Consider the following 18,828-nt stretch of genomic DNA (forward strand, 5'->3'; position numbering starts at 1 on the left):
AGCTCGCCGCAGTGTTGCACCGCCCCGCGTGGAATATCAGCTGCGAAAATGCGTCCGTGCAGCCAATGATACAACAAAAGGGACTGCAAAACAGTCCCTTTCATACTACCCAAGTTCATATTTTACATGAAGTTGTTAGGTATAAACATAATAATATCCGGTACATAAGTAACCAGGAACAACAGCCCGATCATAATAAGCACCATCGGCAAAATCTCCCGTATGACACCCTTGATCTTCGTTTTTCCAAGTCCCGAAACAATAAACAACAGCATACCAAATGGCGGTGTGGAAAGACCGATCATCATGTTCAGGCAGATCACAACGCCGAAATGAACAAGGTCAATGCCCATAGCCTGTACCAGTGGAAGAACCATTGGTACAAATACCAGCTGGATCGTACTTACATCAAGTACACAGCCAAGAAGCAGGAATACGATGTTTACGATAAACAGGAAAATGTACTTGTTATCTGTGATTCCCATAACCAGGCTTGCAACAACTCTCGGAACCTGCTCCAGAGAGATGATGTAAGAGAACAGCATGGAAGTTCCGCAAAGAAGAGCCAGTGTAGCTGTGTTGGCAGCGGATTTCTTGATGATACCCCAAAGCTTTTTCCATCCCAGTGTTTTGTAAATCAGTGCTGAGATGATCAGTGCGTATGCAGAAGCAACAGCACCAGCCTCTGTAGGAGTACAGATACCGGAATAAATTCCACCAAGAAGGATTACAACTGTAAACAGCGCCGGAAGAGCCTGCAGTGTAGCCTTCAGGAACTCTCTCTTGCTCATGACCACACCAGCCGGATAATTTCTCTTATGAGAAATAAACGCAACGTAGATCATAAGAAGAATGGCAAGTAAAACGCCAGGAACCATACCGCCCATGAACAGCTTACCAATGGAAGCGCCAGATAACATAGCGTAAATAACCATCGGAATACTTGGTGGGAAAATCGGTCCTACCGTTGCAGAAGCGGCTGTGATGGCACAGCTGAACTCTGCATCGTAGCCCTCTTTTTTCATCTGGTCGATCTCCATCAGACCAATGCCGGAAGCATCTGCGATAGCAGAACCAGTCATGCCAGAGAAAATAAGGGAAATAAATACGTTAACCTGTGCTGTACCACCTTTTAATCTTCCAAGAAGACCATTACAGAAAGAGAACAGCTTGTCTGTTACCTCACCTTCATTCAGCACGTTTGCCATGAAAATAAACAGCGGCGCTGCAAGCATGGTATAGTTCGCAAACATGTTACCAGTGATAACGGTAAATACCTGGCCCAGTTTGTCCGGAGCTGCAAGCAGAAAATATGTAATAGAAGCTGCAAGCATGGAGAAAGAAACAGGCATACGGATTATAAAGCAGATAGCCATAACCACGAACAACATAATAATCGGCATACTCATGATTCTTTTCCTCCTTCCTTGTATTCTTTAAATGCATTTCTGATATTGATACAGGTTCTGACAATGATCTCAGCCAGCATATACATAAATGGTGCAAAAACAACTGTATATGGAAGCTTCAGAACTCCTGTCACCATTTTCTTTCCAACCATGGACTGGAAACACGGTACAAAGCAGATTACCAGCAGGATTAAAAGAAATGTATTATAAACTACTTTAAAAATAAACTGGGTACGAGGTTTTACAGCATCGTAAACCAGACCAAATACTACGTGTTCATCAGCCTCCATTGCCTTACCAACGCCGAAGAACATGGTCCACATGTAACCCAGAACAGATACCTCATAACTCCATGTTACAGGGGTTTTGAAAAAATATCTGGATACGATTGTTACCATAAAGGTAAGGAAAATTACCAAAAACGTAATGTTTGGGATAAAAACGCCAAGGAAATCGACGATCTTTTTCCCGATCTTTTTGAAATTATCCACAGTTTCCTCTCCTCTCAGATTCACTTTTCTGCCATCGGTTTGTTCCCATTTTCAGCCACTACTGCAAAATGTATCACCTGTGCAGACAGACCCAAAACTTGTTCTTTATTAAAAAGCCCAGGCCGTACACACAGCCTGGGACTTTTCTTTGTTATAAGTCAGACAGATGTCTCAAGTTTTGCTGTCAATTCATAGCTAATCACTATGTCTTGCCTGTTGTCACGACAATTCGGTTTACTCTTCTGCGGTTGTTGTATCAGCCATAGCCTGGATTTCGTTGTAAAGATCCATATCCCAGTCTTTGATCATATCTTCGTTTTCCATGTACTTAGCCTGAACTTTTTCTTTAAACTCGTTGATGTCAGGATATGTAACAGTAAGTCCCTTCTCCTCAAAGAATTTGATCAGTTCAGCTTCTCTGTCAAGTCTTGCTGTATCGTTTACATCTCTTGCATATTCCATAGCCTCAGTAACAGCTTCCTGCTGAGCCTCTGTCATGCTGTTCCATGTGTCACCGTTGATACATGGCATGATGGAGTCAACAACGTGGTTTGTGATTGCGATGTATTTTGTTACTTCATAGAATTTTGCACTCTCGATACTTGGAAGCGGGTTATCCTGTGCGTCTACAGCGCCAGTCTGAAGTGCAGTATACAGCTCACTAAAGGAAAGTGGTGTCGGGTTTGCACCAAGTGCCTCACCAAGGAACAGCCATGCTTCGGAGTTCGGCATACGGAGAAGTAATCCGTTCATATCATCATAGCTGTTGATCTCTTTCTCTCTTGTGTTGATTACACGGCTTCCAAGATAGAAGCTGGAAAGAGGTTTGATGTTCAGTGTCTCTTCAATCTGTGGACGGATCTTGTTAAGTCCGATGTCACCGTTGAGAACGCTTGTCATATGCTCATAAGAGCTGAACAGATATCCGGAAGCAAACATGCTGTAGGACGGAATCTGTGTTGCAATTGTCGGGAAGGAAATATATGCCAGATCTGCATCTCCGTTAAGAAGAGCATCGAACTCGTTCTCGGAAGAGAACAGAGAACCGTTGTCGTAGCATTTACATGTTACGGAACCACCGGATAATTCCTCTACTTTATCTGCAAACTCATACATAGCCTCTGTATGGGAGTCACCGCTTACAGATACTGATGTAAAGATCAGTTCTACTGCCGGGTCATTTGCTGCTGCAGCATCTGCTGCCTGTACACTGATGCTTCCTGTTAACAGCATTGTTGCTGCCATAGCTGTTGATAATACTGCTGCCATTAATCTTTTTTTCATTCTCTCATCCTCCTGGTTTTTACACACTATGTGTTTTTGTTTCCCTTTTTTCACGTATATTTGTAACCCCAATTACAAATCTTAAGAAATACCTTTCAGCCGGCCTTCCTGCCCTTCCGACAAGAAGTAACCTTTATCCCCGGCCCTTTCAATACCTTTCGCATCTGCCTCACAGTCCCCACCGTTCCGGCAGTTATCTCTGATTACTTTCCAAAAAAGCTCTTGCGGAAGGTCTCTGTGATCGCACAGAACTCTTCGATCTCTAATTTCTTGCTTCCTGTAAGAAGCTTATAATCCTGTCTTCTTGACTGAAGTGTCATCGGCACACCTACCAGATTCATATGGTATTTGCTGTTTACCGGATATACCTGGCACTCAACCATGGAAGCAGCGCCAAGGAAGTTCATAAGCTCCTGTGCTTTCTCCGGCTGCTCTTTATAGTTCTTGCAAAGCCATACATAAAGATCCGGATGGAAGTTTGCCATAACTCCTGAGTATCCTGCACATCCCATTTCCATGCTGCGAAGAAGTGTTGCTGCATTTGCATTAAAGATCTTTAATCCAGTGCCTTCAACTGCTTTGCATTTTGCTTCCAGCTGATCAAGATCACAGCAGGTGTCTTTCAGGAATGCAAATTTCTCAGTCTCTGCACACCATTTGAGAAGCTCTGGTGAAAGAAGTCTCTTGTATGGTGCCGGGCACTCATAAACCCCGAACATATCTCCATCAATGTGATCCAGAAGATATTCAATATTTTTCTTAGCTACATCTTCGCTCTCGTTCTCTTTTGCAAACTGATTGGAAATGAAAACATATGCATCTACACCGGCATCGATTACAGTCTGAGCTTCGCGGATCTGATCCTCTACCTTCTCAGCGCAATGTCCGGAAGCAATTACTCCCATGTGCTTTGGTGTATTATTGATAATAAATTTTGCAAGCTCCACTCTCTCCTGTGGGCTCAGCTCAAACATTTCACTGGACTGACATACTGCGAAGATTCCGTCAACACCGTTCTTGTCATACCACTCAATGATTCGAAGGACTGCATCATAGTCGATCCTGTTGTCCTCTGTAAAAGGTGTGATCATAACCGGCCATACGCCGCCTGCAATTGTTTTTTTCATGCTCTTCTCCCTCTTGATGTTTACTTGTTGCTGTTCACCGGTAACGTTCCGCGATGTGTTTTTATGAACGGAATGAACAACAACATTTACTATCCACTGCAACCGCGCAATTGCTTTTCAACTGTGACTATAGTATAATATAAATAATTTAAAATTGCTTTCAGCAAAATATTTAGTACTATTTTATAACTTTGTACGAAAAAGAATACAAACCAGCAAAACATAGTGCGGTAAACAAAACAGAGTTACGGTTCACTTCGTTCACAGTAACACACTTCGCGGAACGTTACCAGTGAACAGTAGTAAAACAGACTGCAACACAATAATTCACGGACATAAGAAGAGGCGACTTGAATGGAACAGGAAATATTTGACGATTACATATGGAACGAACATAAAAAAATATTAACAGCAGATAAACATAAGATCCCGGGGCTTAGAAATCTTTCTCATTTTACACCTATGGCACCTGGCGTTCCGGTTCCTCTGCATTATCACTCTGATATCATCGAGCTTCATTTCATGGTGAAAGGCCAGCGCAAGACTTACGTTATGAAAGGCGGCGTCCGCACCAGCTACTGTGCTACCGGAAATAACCTTTTTATCACCAGACCTTATGAGCTTCATACTACAGGACATATTGCCCAGAACCGCTGCGAATTTTTTGCAATGCAGCTGGATCTGAAGGAGCACGATAATTTCCTTGGTCTGAACCAGCATTACAGCAATATTTTGTGCCATCGGCTTCTGAATATGGATCAGCACCTGTACCATGTAGGCAGTTCCCAGATTTCCATGCTGCGCACTGCTTTTAACCTGATTTCTTACGGAACAGAAGGCGACTCCATTGCCGGTGTCCAGTATCTGACCTGTGTACTTGCCAGCCTGAACTACCTGACTGCAGTTCCAGCCCAGGAAGAGATCAATGAACAGCTGAACAGTGACATCGGACATGCGCTGAAATACATTGAACAGAATATTGAAAACCCCATTACACTTCAGGAGCTTGCCCAGGCATCCAACTATTCTCTATCCCGTTTTAAAGCCAAATTTAAAGAAGAACTGGGAATTACTCCTGCTGAATACATTACCCTCCAGAAAATGGATCGGGCACAGATGCTTCTGAAGACTACAGATGATTCCATTACAGATATTGCTTACCAGCTGGGCTTTTCTTCCAGCAATTACTTCTGCTCTGTTTTCAAAAAGACTCTGAGCTACAGCCCGGCGGCATACCGCAAAAGTTTTTCCCAGTCATAGAAAATGCTGCAAAATCATTGCAAAAATGATTTTGCAGCATTTTTTTCCGCGTCCAGAGCGTGTTTGAAAATCATTCCCGCAATCTGCGCGCCCTGCTTTGCTGTATATTTTTCCCGGATTCAGCTGCGGCAGCTGAATCCGGGCTCAATACCCTTACTATTCTGGCTTTGCAATATCACCTGTTTAATTGATTGCAAAGGTCTGCTGTGTATCATAAAATCCGTCCTGATACATGACGTAGATTTCATAATTATCTGCATTCATTCCCTGAAGCGGCACCGGGATATTTTCATAGAAATCCAGAAATGTTTCCATATGCAGACGAACCTCTGTTGTATCATAAACATAGGTATTCTTCGCCCCTTTAAAAATGATCTGGGAAATCTGATGATCATAGGTCCCTATATAGAGCACTTTTCCAGTGATGTTATATGTCAGGGTATCTGCCGGAAGCACCTGATCCGGTTTCTTGTTCCACAGCCATTTCCAGGTCTTCACCGGCTGCCACAATTCTCCTTTGATATAATTCTCATCCAGCTCCATAGGACTTGCAAGATCGTTGTAATCAATCCGCATTTCCTCTGCACGGTAAAAGGTTTTCTTAAGACAGTACTGATTCAGGACCTTCTCTGTATCGTAGTCAAACTCGTAGGTCATTCCCTTCCAGCCGTTTTCTGCATTTGCCACATGACCGCACATTCCGAAGAAATGATTGCTGTCAGCCTCATAAATCGCTGCGGATGTGATCTTGGACCATACCGTAGGAATCTTCTTAATCTGCTTCACAGTACCTTCTGCTTCATTTACAGAATATACCAGCAGGTAGGATTCCTCTGTCTTGTCATAATAGTCGATATCTTTCTTCCTTCTCCACAGGAAATGGTTATCAAACATGGTGATTTCTATAGTCTGGTCATCGCCATCCAGATCTGTATCAATCTGATATGCTGTATGCTGCTGGAACTGATAAATGAAATCACCATCTGCTTTCAGCACATATTTTTCATAGTCTGTGCCTTCCCAGAATCTTGGATCGCAAAGAATCCACTGGATTTCCTTGGTTGTCCAGTTTACCTTGATCACAGATTCCAGATTGCGGACACTGAGCAGAATAGTATCTGTCTCCGGCTGATAGGAAACCGTATTAATATGAGCCCAGTCAACCAGATTCTCGTATTTGCATTTAATAATATCTTGAAGTTTCAGTTCATTTACCACCGCACCTGTCTGCCGGTCGATTTCCTCAACTTTATCTTCACAATGGCTCTGCATGGAGCTTGTAAGCACCAGAAGATTTCCGCCTGGCTCCTTCTCAATTACCTCATGATGACTTCCCCCGGAAAGATAATACATGTTGTAAGCTCTTCCCAGATAATCCAGCTCATAAAGATTGGTAGACTGAGGCTTCTCCAGGTTCGGAACATATCCGGCAGTATCCTGCCAGATCATTCTGCAGTTGGAAAGCATGTAAAGGCCATAATTTCCAGTCTCTTTGTTCATATACCAGCGAATATCTCCCATGCAGTCATATGCAAAAGGAAGATGAGTGCGCTGTCCGTAAACCATGGTCAGATCATATGCAGATTCTCCACTGGTCTCCACAGGTTCGATCACATCCGTAAGAGACTCTGGCAAAGCTTCTGTTGTAATGGTGATCTCCTGGGAATCCTTCACTCTGCCGGAATCATCCAGAAGTTCCAGTACTACTGTATTATCCTCTCCCGGATAAAGACCGATAATGGGCACTCTGTGTGAACTGGCCGCATCTATCTCTCCGCTGATGTCTGCTGCTGCAGTTTTTCCTTTCACAGTAAAGCGCACTCCATACTCTTCTTCTGTGTCAAAAAGTACTACTGCAGTTAATGGGGAAATCTGATATGGATTGAGAATAACCATGGGATCATCCCATGTATATCCATTTTCCTGCTCTGCCTGCAGCTGTTGGTCAATCTCATAGGAGGTTGCCACCAATGTTTTCGTCTGAGGGATTTCTGTCTGGATATCATTCGCGGAATCATCGTTTTCCTGAATGGAAATCGTGTCATCCACATCCATGGTAACATTCAGCTTTTGACCGTAATAGCCATATTTTTTCTTCCGTTTTTCTTTTACAGAATAGGGAATTTCCTGATTAGTAAGTTTCATGTAAGTATTATAAATTCCCCGCCGCTTTTTCCAGCAAAGGCCTGCAAACAATGCAAGCAGCACCAGAAACAGAAGCAGAATGGTGATTTTTTTCTTTTTGCTCCATTTTTTCATACTGTAAGCTCCTCAAATTTTTGTCGTTATGTCCGTACAGGCTGCAAAGCCTGTAACGTCAAAATGGGTTCAAGGCTCTTGAACCCATTTTGACAAATTATATACTTATGCCTGACTGTACATATATCCCGTATTATAAAGAACACCGTCCAGTTCCAGGTAAATATCCCATTCCTGACCTTCCAGCCCGTCAACTGCCGTCCAGCCCTTAACTGTAACATTTGTTCCGTCATCTCCTTCAGAAGGAGTCTGTGTCAGCAGATAAGCTCTCTGGGACTCACCGCTTATCAGGATCATCTTTCCAGCCAGCAGATCTGCTGCTGCGGTCTGGGTCTGGAAGCTTCCGTTCACACTGATCTTGCTTCCATCCAGCAGGAAATTCCAGCCATCTGGCAAAGCCTCTGTAGTACTCACATCAATGCTGCTTTCCTCATAACTTGTCTCTCCAAGAGAACCAAGCACCTCCGGAACTGCGGATGGATCATATTTTCCTTCTGTATAAAGGGGCATGCGGAAAGAACGATAGGTCAGCGCATTATAAGTGTCACCGGAGATCGTCAGTTCAAAGCTCAGCTCTCCATTATCTACCTGATCGATATGTGTGGTCTTGGTCAGTCCCTGTACAAACATATCTTTCGGATAATAATCACTGCGGTTTTCTTCATCGCTATGCAGGTGGGAGCCAGCTGTGATCCACAGATGATCCTGTGTTCCATCCAGGGAAACCACACCGGAAATCCAGTCCGAATACCAGTCGGCGCCTCGCTCTTTACCATACTCAGTTACCTGGGAAACGGTCATGTTCTCTGTATCAATCTGATAAACAACCGCACGGGAATATACGTTATCACCACTTACACGGTTATCGCCATCCACACGTTTTACCTTGGCAGTACCATTGTCAAAAAGAGCAATATCTCCATTATCCAGAATGGAAACATTATGCTGTGCATAGAACCATTCGAAATCTTCTCCCTCCGGAGTAAAGAAGTAAGACTGATCCACACCATCCCAGCCTGTAGGATCTCCAAGGATCCATGCCAGGGATTTGTCCTCTTTATTTACTGCTACAATGGCATCTTTGTGTCTTGCAGAAAGAAGAACCAGATCATTCTCTGCATCATAGGCAAGACCATTATTATGGAACCAGTCAGCTTCCTCACTTCCGTCTGAATCCATAGAAGCAGACTGTCCATCTTCCTGGCTGATGAGATCTTTCATGTCAAGCTCCCATACAACAGCACCGGTCTCACGGTCAATTTCTACCACGTAGTCCTCAACTGTGCTTAAGTCCGGGCTGTCAGAAGCCACCAGGAGATTGCCATCCGGAAGCTCCACGAAATCGTGATGCTGGCCACCAGGAATCATGTATTCACGGTAAATTTTTCCCAGAAGGTCGACTTCGATCATTCCTTCTTTATAATAGCTGCTCTTCAGCACATAGGATGCAGGCATGAGAAGATGCCCGTTCTCCAGCTGGTGAACTCCGAGAGTTCCGCCAATATTGGTAAAGAATCTGATATCTCCGGCCGCATCTACTCCATACAGGGTTCCCATAGTGGAGCAGACAAAAGTCAGGTTCGAATAATCGTAACTTGCCTCGCTTTTCATCTCTGTCTGGATTGTACCGTAATCAACACCTATATCTTCTGTGGTTACTTCAAAGGTAGCAGAAGTCCCATCATCCAGAGTGATTACAACCTCTGTGGTATCATTGTTGTAAAGACCATAAATCGGGACGATATGCTCCGTTGCCTCCTCAAAAGTCCCCGTCACATCGTTCTCTGCGGATTTCCCTTTCACAGTAACAGTTCCGCCGCAGGCTTTCTCTGTGGAAAAAACGGCAACTGCACTTAAAGGGGACATTCCATATGGATTGACTACAATCAGGGCCTCATCAAGACTGTAGCCGTTTGACGCCTCTTGAAGGAGCGCTTCGTCAACAGCAGTCTGCTGTGCAAACCGGTCTGTTACTTCCAGGGCTGTCGCCTGGGACTGGGTATCTGCTGTTTCTGCTGCCTCGGAATCTGCATTCTCTGCATCCTCGACAGTTTCTGTTTCCGGCTCATCTGTTTCTGTCTCTGCTGTAGTTTCTTCCTCTGCTGTAATTTCTGTTTCTGCTGCAACTGTAGTAATAGAACCCACTGTCATTGTCATCATTACAAGTATTGCAGCCAGTTCCCGATATCTTTTATTCTTCATGCCAGCCTCCTGTACAATTTTATGATTTCTCAAACACGATCTAATACAAAATCCGCATTTTCATACCACCGTCATGGCAGCTGACGGATTGTCTGCATTTTTTATCATCCTTATAATGCGCAGTGATATTCCTCTGCCTCAAATGGATAGCTAAGCTCCAGACCTTCTGCATTCTCGTCAATCTCAAATGCGATCCAGCCCTCGTTGGAACCGAAATTCAAAGTGGTTCCTGCCATACGTGTCATACCAAGCTCTGAAATGAATTCATCATCCATTCTGCTATATTCATTTCCTTCACTGTCAGTCAGCTTCAGATTCGCCCAGTCCAAAGTCTCCTTGCTGCCGTCTTTCTCGATCTTCAGCTTAATCATACAGAAAGTCTTGCCTGCGTCAGCTTCTTTCTTGTAGTCGCTTGTCTCCACACCTGTATAGCCAAGTTCTACGCTTACATTCTCAAGAGAGGAATTGATCTCCACATCTTCTACTGTAATATTCCATCCTGCTGCAGAAACAACCTCGCCGTATGCATCACTGTTTGCAGTCTGGGCTGCTGTACCAGCAGAACTTCCTGCTGCTTCTGTCTCCTTGCTGTCGGCCACCTCTGCACTGTCTGCTTCTGTTGAATCACTACTTGCAGAATCCTCACCTGTACTCTCTGCTTCTGCAGCTGTGTCATCTGCCTCTGCACTGTCTTCTTCAGCGGAATCAGTACTTGCAGAATCTTCACTTGTATCTTCTGCTTCCGTGCTGTCAGGCTCTTCCTTGGCATCAGCATTGTCTGCGGCAGCTTCTGTCTTGGTATTCTCTTCCGTCTTTGTATCATTTGTGCCACCACAACCAGCCATTAAACCAGCCACCAGAACGGCTCCCATTACCTGTAATAAAACTTTTTTCTTCATTTTTTTACTCCCTTTATTTTTCTGGTATAACTTCATTTACCTGGAGCATGTTTGAAATAAATATTCTGCCAAATGTGCCGGAATCATTTTTCAAACACGCTCTGGTCGTGTTATCAACTATTATAGCATAGTTCCGCAATAAAACAGAAACACTTTCTTAATATTGCCTGTAAAAATTTAAAGTTTTACTGTTTCCACCATTCACAGCAACACGCTTCGCAGAATGTTACCAGTGAACAGCAGCATTAAATCACTTAATTTTTATATTTTGTTCCAAATCATAAAATTCGTTCTGATATACAACATAAATCTCATAATCATCCGCTTCCATTCCCTGCAGCGGTACCGGAATGTTCTCATAGAACTGCAGGTAAGATTTCGTATGAAGACGGATGTCTGTAGTGTCATACACATAAGTATTTTTCTTTCCATGAAAAATAATCTGGGAAATCTGGTGATCATAAGCGCCTGCATAAAGCACCTGTCCGGTAAGATGCAATGTAATCTCGCCGTCATCCAGTACCTGTTCCGGCTTCTTCTGCCAGAAGAACCAGGTCGCTTTTACAGGCTGATATAATTCTCCCATAATATAGTTGTCTTTTATTTCCATGGCTGCTGCCAGATCATTCCAGTCAATTTTCATCTCTGATGCGCGGTAATAATAGCTTTTGATGCTGAACTGATTGATCAGCTCTTCTGTATCATAGTCAAACTCATAGGTCATTCCTCTTCTTTTATCTTCAGAATCCTTCACATGACCGCACATACCAAAAATATGATTACTGTCAGCATCGTAAATAGCAGAAGAAGTGATGGTAGACCATACAGTAGGAATCTTTTTAATCTGTTTTACTGTCTTTTCTGCTTCATTTACAGCATAAACCAACAGATAAGATTCTTTTTCACCATCAAAGTATTTCAACACGTCAGACTTTCGTACTTTTACATAATGATTATCAAACATACTGACTTCTACCGTCTGGTCATCTCCATCCAGATCTGTTTCCAGCTGGTAGGCAGTATGCTGCTGGAACTGATAAACAAAATCCCCTTCCGGCTGAAGCACATATTTCTCATATTCTGTGCCTTCCCAGAATCTCGGATCGCAGAGTATCCACTGGATTTCCTTTGTCGTCCAGTTCAATTTGACTACAGATTCCAGATTTCGCGGACTGATCACAATGGTATCTGTCTCCGGCTGATAAGACACAGTGTTTAAATGGGTCCAGTCAACTCGGTCCTCATATTTCCCTCCAAAAATATCTTCCATTATCAGTTCATTTACAACTTCTCCGGTCTGTCTGTCAATTTCCTGGATTTTGTCCTCAATGTGACCTTCCAGAGAACTGGTCAGGACAAGAAGATTTCCGTCCGGCTCTTTTTCGATCACTTCATGGTGGTTTCCACCCGCCACATAGTACATGGTGTAGGCGCGTCCCAGATAATCCATCTCATAGAGATTGGTTGTCTGCGGTTTGTCCTGGGATGGCATGAAGGCTTCATTGGAAGCAACTATCATCCTGTTATTTGACAGCATGTAAATTCCAGAAGTAAATTCTCCGCTCATGTACCAACGGATATCTCCCATACAGTCATAAGCAAATGGGAAGGTTGTCCGCTGTCCATATACCATAGTCAGTTCAAATGCAGATTCACCGCTTGTTTTCACCGGTTTCACAGCATCATCCAGTTTATCCGGAAGTTCATCCGTTGTAATAGTGATTTCCTGGGAATCTGTAACCTTGCCTGATTTATCCAGAAGCTCCAGAACAACCGTGTTTTCCATTGCCGGGTAAAGACCGATCACCGGGATTCTGTGTGAAACAGCAGCTTCCACTTCTCCACTGATATCTGCGGCTTCCGTTTTTCCCTTGACCGTAAAACGCACCGCACACTCTTCTTTTGTGTCGAAAATAATCACCGCTGTCAATGGAGAAACCTGATAAGGATTCTGGATCACCATAGGCTCCTCCCAGCTGTATCCATTCTCCAGCTCGGCCTGCAGCTGCTGGTCGATTTCATAAGAGGATGCTATACGTGTGGTTTCTTTTGGAATATCTGTTTCGATCTCATTTGCAGAATCGTCCTTCTCAGTTATGTAAACCGGATTTTCCAGATTCATGGAAGCATTCAATTCCTGATCATAATATCCATATTTTTTCATTCTTTTTTCCTGGACAGAATACGGAATCTCCTGACCAGTAAGCTTCATATATGTATTATAGATTCCACGGCGCTTTTTCCAGCATAGAGCGGCAAATAACGCCAGTAAAATTAAAAATATAACTAATACTGTAATTTTTGTTTTCTTATTCCACTTTCTCATTTTCCCAAATCCCTGATTTCTGGAAGCTGAAGCCAGAACAGTACTCCGTTCTCCATATTTTGGACTCCGCAGCTTCCTTTATGTTTATTCACGATCTTTCGGACCACAAAAAGTCCAAGACCGATGTTACGTACTTCATTCTCAGATGTGACCGGTTTCTTCTTCTGGGAGGTTGTGTAAAAGCTGTCCCAGATATGCTCCATCTGCTCTTCTTTAATCCGCTCTCCATCATTGTAGACTTCCATGCGTATCTGCTTTTTCTCTTTCTTCAGAGTGATCCGGATCCGCTTTCCCTGCTCTGTGTGCTGAAACGCATTCATCAGATAATTGTTTACTGCTCTTTCCAGATACATGCGGTTTCCGTATGCGAAACAGTTCTTTTCGATTTCCTGTTCCACTTTGATCTCGTTTTTGCGGAACATAGCATCATATCGAAGAAGCAGATATTCTATCATTTCTGATACATTTACACGGCTCATTTCCATAGAACTCATCTGATTGTCCAACATGGAAAAATCAAGGAGTTCTCCTACCATTCTGGACATTTTGTCCAGCTCCTCGTGAATGGAAGAATAATAGTAGGAACGATCAATCTTATCTCCTGCGATTTCCAGCATTTCCACCTGGCTGGACACTACTGCAAGAGGTGTTTTTAATTCATGGGAAATATTCGCCACAAATTCTCTCTGGCTTTCCAGAAGCTGATAGTCAGACTGCTTTGCTTTTTTCTCGGTACTTGCTTTACTCATTTTTTCTAGGAAATAGCTTAATCCCACCATCAGAAGCAAAACAACCGCCAGATATAATCTGGTTCCCTCAATCACTTCCAGAACTGACTGAACATCTTTCCGCAGGTATACATAGAATGTATGTCCATCCTGTATAATCTTCCCACGAAACATCAGAATATGCCGGGATTCCATGCGACGCTGTTCCAGAGTTCCTTCTTCTGTGTACTGGGCAATTTTGTTTTCTATGTACTTACGGGCATGCGTGGTCTTCAGAGATGATCTGGACGTATAAATCTGCTCATAATTTTCATTCGCAATTACAGTCTCAAATTTTTCTTTCTGATAATCACCAAGTGTTTCTTCGTCGTCCTCGCTAAGTTCCTCAAGATCCATGTCATGGATATCTTCATACAGCTGACGCATGATTCTGGCCTTTGATGAAGTATATATGGGATAACAGCACACACTATACAGAATGACTGCCAGTGCAAAAGCAATAATCTGAATCCACAGTGCTTTCCCATTTCTCCAGAAATCTTTTTTAATTTTCATGGATGTCCTCCCCGAAGATGTAGCCAACGCCGTAAACAGTCCGGATATAATTGCAGCCTTCTCCCATTTTTTTCCGCAGCTGCTTCACCAGAGTGTCAATGGTCCGCACATCACCTGTGTAATCGTATTCCCACACCGCATTCAGTATGGTATCTCTGGGCAGAACAATTCCCGGATGCTCCATGAAATAAACCATCAGATCAAATTCCTTCCTGGTGGTGGGGATATGCTGCTCTTTGTAAAATAAAAGCTGTGCATTTACATCTGCCTGCAGATCGTTGTATTCCACCATAGTCCGCAGCTTCCCGGCACGCTTCAGCACCGCCTCAATGTGCATTTTCACAAGTGCCAGAGTAAAGGGCTTGGTGATATAATCGTCTGCACCTTTCTCAAATCCGCTCATCTGATCTGCCACGGCCGACCTTGCAGACAAAATAATAACCGGAACCTCCGATATTTTCCTGATCTCTTTCAATACGGTATATCCGGAAATATCCGGCAGCATAAGATCCAGAAGGATCAGATCCACCTTCTGCTTATTCTGGCAAAAATATTCCAGGGCTTTGTTCCCGGTCAGTGCTGTCTCTACTTCATAGTTCTGAATCCTCAGAAAGTCAGAAATCGTCTGTGCTAATTTCGGTTCATCCTCTACAACAAGAATCTCTATTTTTTTCACGGCTCTTTCCTCTCTCTTAAAGCCTGTCGCTAGAACGTGTCTGAAAAAGGCTTTCTGTATTTCAAACAGGCTTCAATGCTCTGTAAATCGTTGCGGTTTCCTATCAGACAGAAGCCACAATTTACTTTAATATAGTATCATGTGATTTTGATGGAAATATGAGAAAATAAGTTTTCTTTCGGCGCAGAAAAAACGAAAATGCCACAAAATCACCATTTCCTGTGACTTTGCGGCATTTTTTCTTAAGCAACCACTTCCAGATTCTGTTTTCTCATTACTCCCTAAAGGACTTCTATCTGGCAGGCTTTCATCGCTTCCAGCGCCCGCTCATGGCTCTCCGGCGTCACTCCGGCGCAGCAAAGAGAATCTACCATGATCGGTACCTCCGGCAAAAATGCTTTCAGCAGCATAGCGTTGGAAATCACGCAGATATCTGTGCAAAGCCCGACCAGTGTAATGCTGTCAATGGTCTCTGATTTATTAAATTCTTTCAGAACTTTTCCCAGGGTTTCGCTGCCAAAGGTTGGCTTGTCAATGGGTCCGGACTCCAGAAGCTCTGCGATCTCCTCCCGGATCTCCCAGCCGTATGTGCCGCGGATGCAGTGCTCTACAGGAAGCATTCTGCCCTCCTGGGTCTGCAGATAATCCCCGCTGTGAGTATCCCTGGTCGCCAGCACAAGACCATTGAAATTCTTCACTCTGTCCACCACATTAGGCACAATCGCTTCCGCCTCCGATGTTCCAAGCGCTCCGTCAATAAAATCATTCTGCATATCAATCACAACTAAAATATCCATATTTTCCCCCGTACTTCATATGTTTTCTGACACAATTTTTCTCAACTCAGCCCAAACGCCACATATTTTTGTAAAGCTTATTTAGATTAACTATACCACTTTATTAGAATTTCGTATACCGAAACGGTCAGATTTGTGAAAGATTTTAAAAAATACCTTCCATATAAATTTTCCAACCATTATGAATAATAATGTTTTGATGAATCTCTTCGCATATAGTATAATACAATTAACAACCACAAAAATTTAACACCACTCACATACAAGGAGAATTACCATGACCAAGGAGAAATCCCCTGCCCGCCAGGGACCAAGATACATTTTCTATTTTCTGATGCTCGCCATTCTTGGATGGTTCATTTTCATGCAGTTTTTCGGTGTTGATGAAAGAACTGTCAGCGAAAACTCTCCGTCCCTCCTCTATCCCGGAACCTTTACCTGGGAAAAATCTGACGGCACCACTGAAGAAATCACAGTTCCCGGTTCCTATGATGTTCCCGCAGGCGAAACCATGGTCATCACATCTACCCTTCCGGCAGATTTTGATGCCTCATCTATAGCGATTCGTTCCTCCTTGCAGGACATAAACATCTACATAGACGGCACCTTAAGAGAGCAGTACAGCACCAGTAAAACCCGTCTGATTGGGAAAAATTCCGCCAGCCGTTTCATTTTCTGCTCCACCTCCCATGAAGATGCCGGAAAGGAGCTCCGCATTGAACTGACCACCTACACCTCCAACTATTCCGGTGTTGTGAACCAGATTTTCTGCGGAGATAAAGCTGACATCTGGCAGCTGATCTTTAACCATTACGGACAGGCCACTTACATCGCATTTTTCACCCTGTTTGCAGGACTGACCACCATTCTTTTCAGCCTTACCCTTGGTTTTGTGTACCACACAAGCTTTGACATGGAATATCTTGGCTGGTGCATGATAATGGGAGCAACCTGGATGCTGGGTGAGTCCAAGATCCGCCAGCTGCTGATTCCAAACTCATCTGCCCTGGCTTCCTTATGCTTCGTTATGATCCTTCTTGGACCGATTCCCCTTCTGCTTTATGCAGACAATGTACAGAATGGGCTTCACCGCAGACTTTATCATATTGTAATCGGAATCTCCCTACTGGATTTTACAGTCTGCTCTATTCTGGCCATAGCAAATATTGCAGACTACATTGAAACCCTCCCCCTGGGACAGATCATACTGATAGGTACATTCCTGATGGTGTTTATCCATCTCTGCCTCTACATCCGCCACAGAAAAAAAGCCTCAGACCATCTTCTGCTCCTGGCTCATTTGCTCGTTTTGCTTTGCGTTGCAGCTGAATGCGTCTCTGTATATTTTGTCACATCCCTGTCCGGTCTTTTTATCGGCATTGGAATGCTCATTCTGCTGTTTGTCAACATTGTCCGGACTCTTCGAAGCATCCAGCGTATAGAGAATGAGCGCCAGCAACAGGAACTGGAACGCAAACAGAAGCAGACAGAGATCCTTTCTCTGCAAATGATGCAGACTTTGTCCACCACTATCGAGGCCAAGGACGAGTACTCCCGCGGACATTCCTACCGGGTTGCAGAATATGCCGCACTTATTGCAGCCGAGCTTGGATGGTCTTCAGAGGAAATCCAGCAGTTAAAGCATGCCGCTTACCTTCACGATATTGGAAAAATTGGTATTCCGGATCTGATCTTAAACAAGCCCTCCAGGCTTACAGAAGACGAGTATAATCTGATAAAAAAACACACCATCATCGGTGCAGAAATACTGAAGGACATTACCTTTGTCCCTCATATTGTTGAAGTGGCCAGAAATCATCACGAACGGTATGATGGAAATGGATATCCAGACGGACTTTCCGGTGTCGATATTCCCATTCATGTACGCATCACCGCAATGGCAGACAGCTATGATGCCATGAATTCCCGCAGAATTTACCGAAATGCACTTCCTCCGGAAATGATCCGGGAGGAAATCAGTAAGAACCGCGGGAAACAGTTTGATCCGGAAATTACAGATGTATTTTTAAAGCTATTAGATGAAAAGCGTGTTGTTCTCCACAATATCCGCACACAGGAAATAACAGCTCCACCAGAGGCTGACCACACCATTAACAAATTCATTTCAGAAGTAGTCAGCACCATAAAGAACCAGGAGGATTCAAAGAATTATGATTTCCTGACCGGTCTTCCTATGAGAAGCCTTGGAGAGCGGCTTATTGCAGAATTCATGCAGGAACATAACGGCTGTCTTATTTTCCTTGATATGGATAATCTGAAAAAAATCAATGACGTTTATGGACACATGGCCGGTGACCGCGCCTTAAGGAATCTGGGAACCCTGCTTTCACGCTATACAGCCAACGGTATTGCCTGTCGTCTTGGTGGAGATGAATTTCTTCTGTTTCTGCCAGACATAAGTGCTGAAAATGTGTCGAAACTAACGACACGGCTTTTCCACCACTTCCATTCCATCGCAGAAGCTGATCTTGAAATCAAAGATGCTGCTCTGTCTGCCGGTTTGTATATGTGCACTACCAGCGATACCTTTGCAGACTGTTATTCCAAAGCAGATAAGGCATTATACAATGTAAAGCAAAATGGTAAAAATCACTTTTCCTTTTATCATCAGATCAGTCATTCCTCTTCCGATTCACCAGGTACTGCCAGGGATCTTCAGCAGGTGGCAGACGCGCTTCGCAAAAGTGGCAGCTATGCACAACATCATAAACTTAAGGAAAAAATGGAAAGGAATCTGTTCGCAGGTTCCTTTCATTGTGTTAAAATATAGGCAGGGGTGTATATGATTAAATCT

At 43.6% G+C, this 18,828-nt stretch carries 14 protein-coding genes; 2 read left to right on the forward strand and 12 right to left on the reverse strand.

Going from position 1 to position 18,828, the window contains the following annotated elements; genetic code table 11:
* Positions 1-122: 122 nt before the first annotated feature.
* From AB5Z12_RS00705 to AB5Z12_RS00720, 4 genes are all read right to left on the reverse strand, one after another.
* Complete coding sequence (locus AB5Z12_RS00705; protein ID WP_148461351.1) at positions 123-1,409, reverse strand: TRAP transporter large permease; 1,287 nt, start codon at positions 1,407-1,409, stop codon at positions 123-125.
* Positions 1,406-1,900 carry a TRAP transporter small permease gene (locus AB5Z12_RS00710; RefSeq protein ID WP_173735351.1) on the reverse strand — a complete coding sequence of 165 codons (495 nt, stop codon included), beginning with the start codon at positions 1,898-1,900 and terminating at the stop codon, positions 1,406-1,408. The genes AB5Z12_RS00705 and AB5Z12_RS00710 overlap by 4 nt, the downstream gene beginning before the upstream one ends.
* Positions 1,901-2,134: 234 nt before the next feature.
* Positions 2,135-3,184 carry a sialic acid TRAP transporter substrate-binding protein SiaP gene (locus AB5Z12_RS00715; protein ID WP_173717183.1) on the reverse strand — a complete coding sequence of 350 codons (1,050 nt, stop codon included), beginning with the start codon at positions 3,182-3,184 and terminating at the stop codon, positions 2,135-2,137.
* Between the two features lie 203 nt (positions 3,185-3,387).
* On the reverse strand, positions 3,388-4,311 hold the full coding sequence (locus AB5Z12_RS00720) for a dihydrodipicolinate synthase family protein (RefSeq protein ID WP_118577896.1): 924 nt from the start codon (positions 4,309-4,311) through the stop codon (positions 3,388-3,390).
* Between the two features lie 354 nt (positions 4,312-4,665).
* Here AB5Z12_RS00720 and AB5Z12_RS00725 point away from each other — a divergent pair, with 354 nt between their 5' ends.
* Positions 4,666-5,571 carry an AraC family transcriptional regulator gene (locus AB5Z12_RS00725; RefSeq protein WP_118577895.1) on the forward strand — a complete coding sequence of 302 codons (906 nt, stop codon included), beginning with the start codon at positions 4,666-4,668 and terminating at the stop codon, positions 5,569-5,571.
* Between the two features lie 14 nt (positions 5,572-5,585).
* On the opposite strand, the gene AB5Z12_RS00730 is transcribed toward AB5Z12_RS00725, so the two are convergent.
* From AB5Z12_RS00730 to AB5Z12_RS00765, 8 genes are all read right to left on the reverse strand, one after another.
* Complete coding sequence (locus tag AB5Z12_RS00730) at positions 5,586-5,690, reverse strand: DUF6783 domain-containing protein (protein ID WP_368072594.1); 105 nt, start codon at positions 5,688-5,690, stop codon at positions 5,586-5,588.
* A 64-nt stretch (positions 5,691-5,754) separates the two neighbouring features.
* Positions 5,755-7,830 (reverse strand): aryl-sulfate sulfotransferase, encoded by a 2,076-nt coding sequence (locus AB5Z12_RS00735; RefSeq protein WP_226815172.1) that lies wholly within the window; start codon positions 7,828-7,830, stop codon positions 5,755-5,757.
* A gap of 105 nt (positions 7,831-7,935) precedes the next feature.
* Positions 7,936-10,032, reverse strand: coding sequence for an aryl-sulfate sulfotransferase (locus AB5Z12_RS00740; protein WP_195391815.1), 2,097 nt, complete (start codon positions 10,030-10,032; stop codon positions 7,936-7,938).
* Positions 10,033-10,142: 110 nt separating this feature from the next.
* Positions 10,143-10,931 carry a DUF4352 domain-containing protein gene (locus tag AB5Z12_RS00745; protein WP_173717186.1) on the reverse strand — a complete coding sequence of 263 codons (789 nt, stop codon included), beginning with the start codon at positions 10,929-10,931 and terminating at the stop codon, positions 10,143-10,145.
* A gap of 250 nt (positions 10,932-11,181) precedes the next feature.
* Positions 11,182-13,143 (reverse strand): aryl-sulfate sulfotransferase, encoded by a 1,962-nt coding sequence (locus tag AB5Z12_RS00750; protein ID WP_368368528.1) that lies wholly within the window; start codon positions 13,141-13,143, stop codon positions 11,182-11,184.
* Between the two features lie 110 nt (positions 13,144-13,253).
* On the reverse strand, positions 13,254-14,540 hold the full coding sequence (locus tag AB5Z12_RS00755; protein ID WP_173770569.1) for a cell wall metabolism sensor histidine kinase WalK: 1,287 nt from the start codon (positions 14,538-14,540) through the stop codon (positions 13,254-13,256).
* Entirely contained in the window at positions 14,530-15,216 is a 687-nt protein-coding gene (locus tag AB5Z12_RS00760) for a response regulator transcription factor (RefSeq protein ID WP_148461343.1), read from the reverse strand. Before AB5Z12_RS00760 ends, AB5Z12_RS00755 begins: the two co-directional genes overlap by 11 nt.
* Positions 15,217-15,497: 281 nt before the next feature.
* Positions 15,498-16,013: a cysteine hydrolase family protein gene (locus AB5Z12_RS00765; protein ID WP_173717998.1), complete on the reverse strand. Its 516-nt coding sequence runs from the start codon at positions 16,011-16,013 to the stop codon at positions 15,498-15,500.
* Positions 16,014-16,290: 277 nt separating this feature from the next.
* On the opposite strand from AB5Z12_RS00765, the gene AB5Z12_RS00770 reads away from it, so the two are divergent.
* Complete coding sequence (locus AB5Z12_RS00770; RefSeq protein WP_368366360.1) at positions 16,291-18,804, forward strand: HD domain-containing phosphohydrolase; 2,514 nt, start codon at positions 16,291-16,293, stop codon at positions 18,802-18,804.
* Positions 18,805-18,828: the final 24 nt, after the last annotated feature.

Origin of the sequence: Ruminococcus sp. RTP21358st1_G6_RTP21358_211008, from assembly GCF_040908885.1 — a bacterium.
GTDB classification, from domain to species: domain Bacteria; phylum Bacillota; class Clostridia; order Lachnospirales; family Lachnospiraceae; genus Blautia_A; species Blautia_A faecis.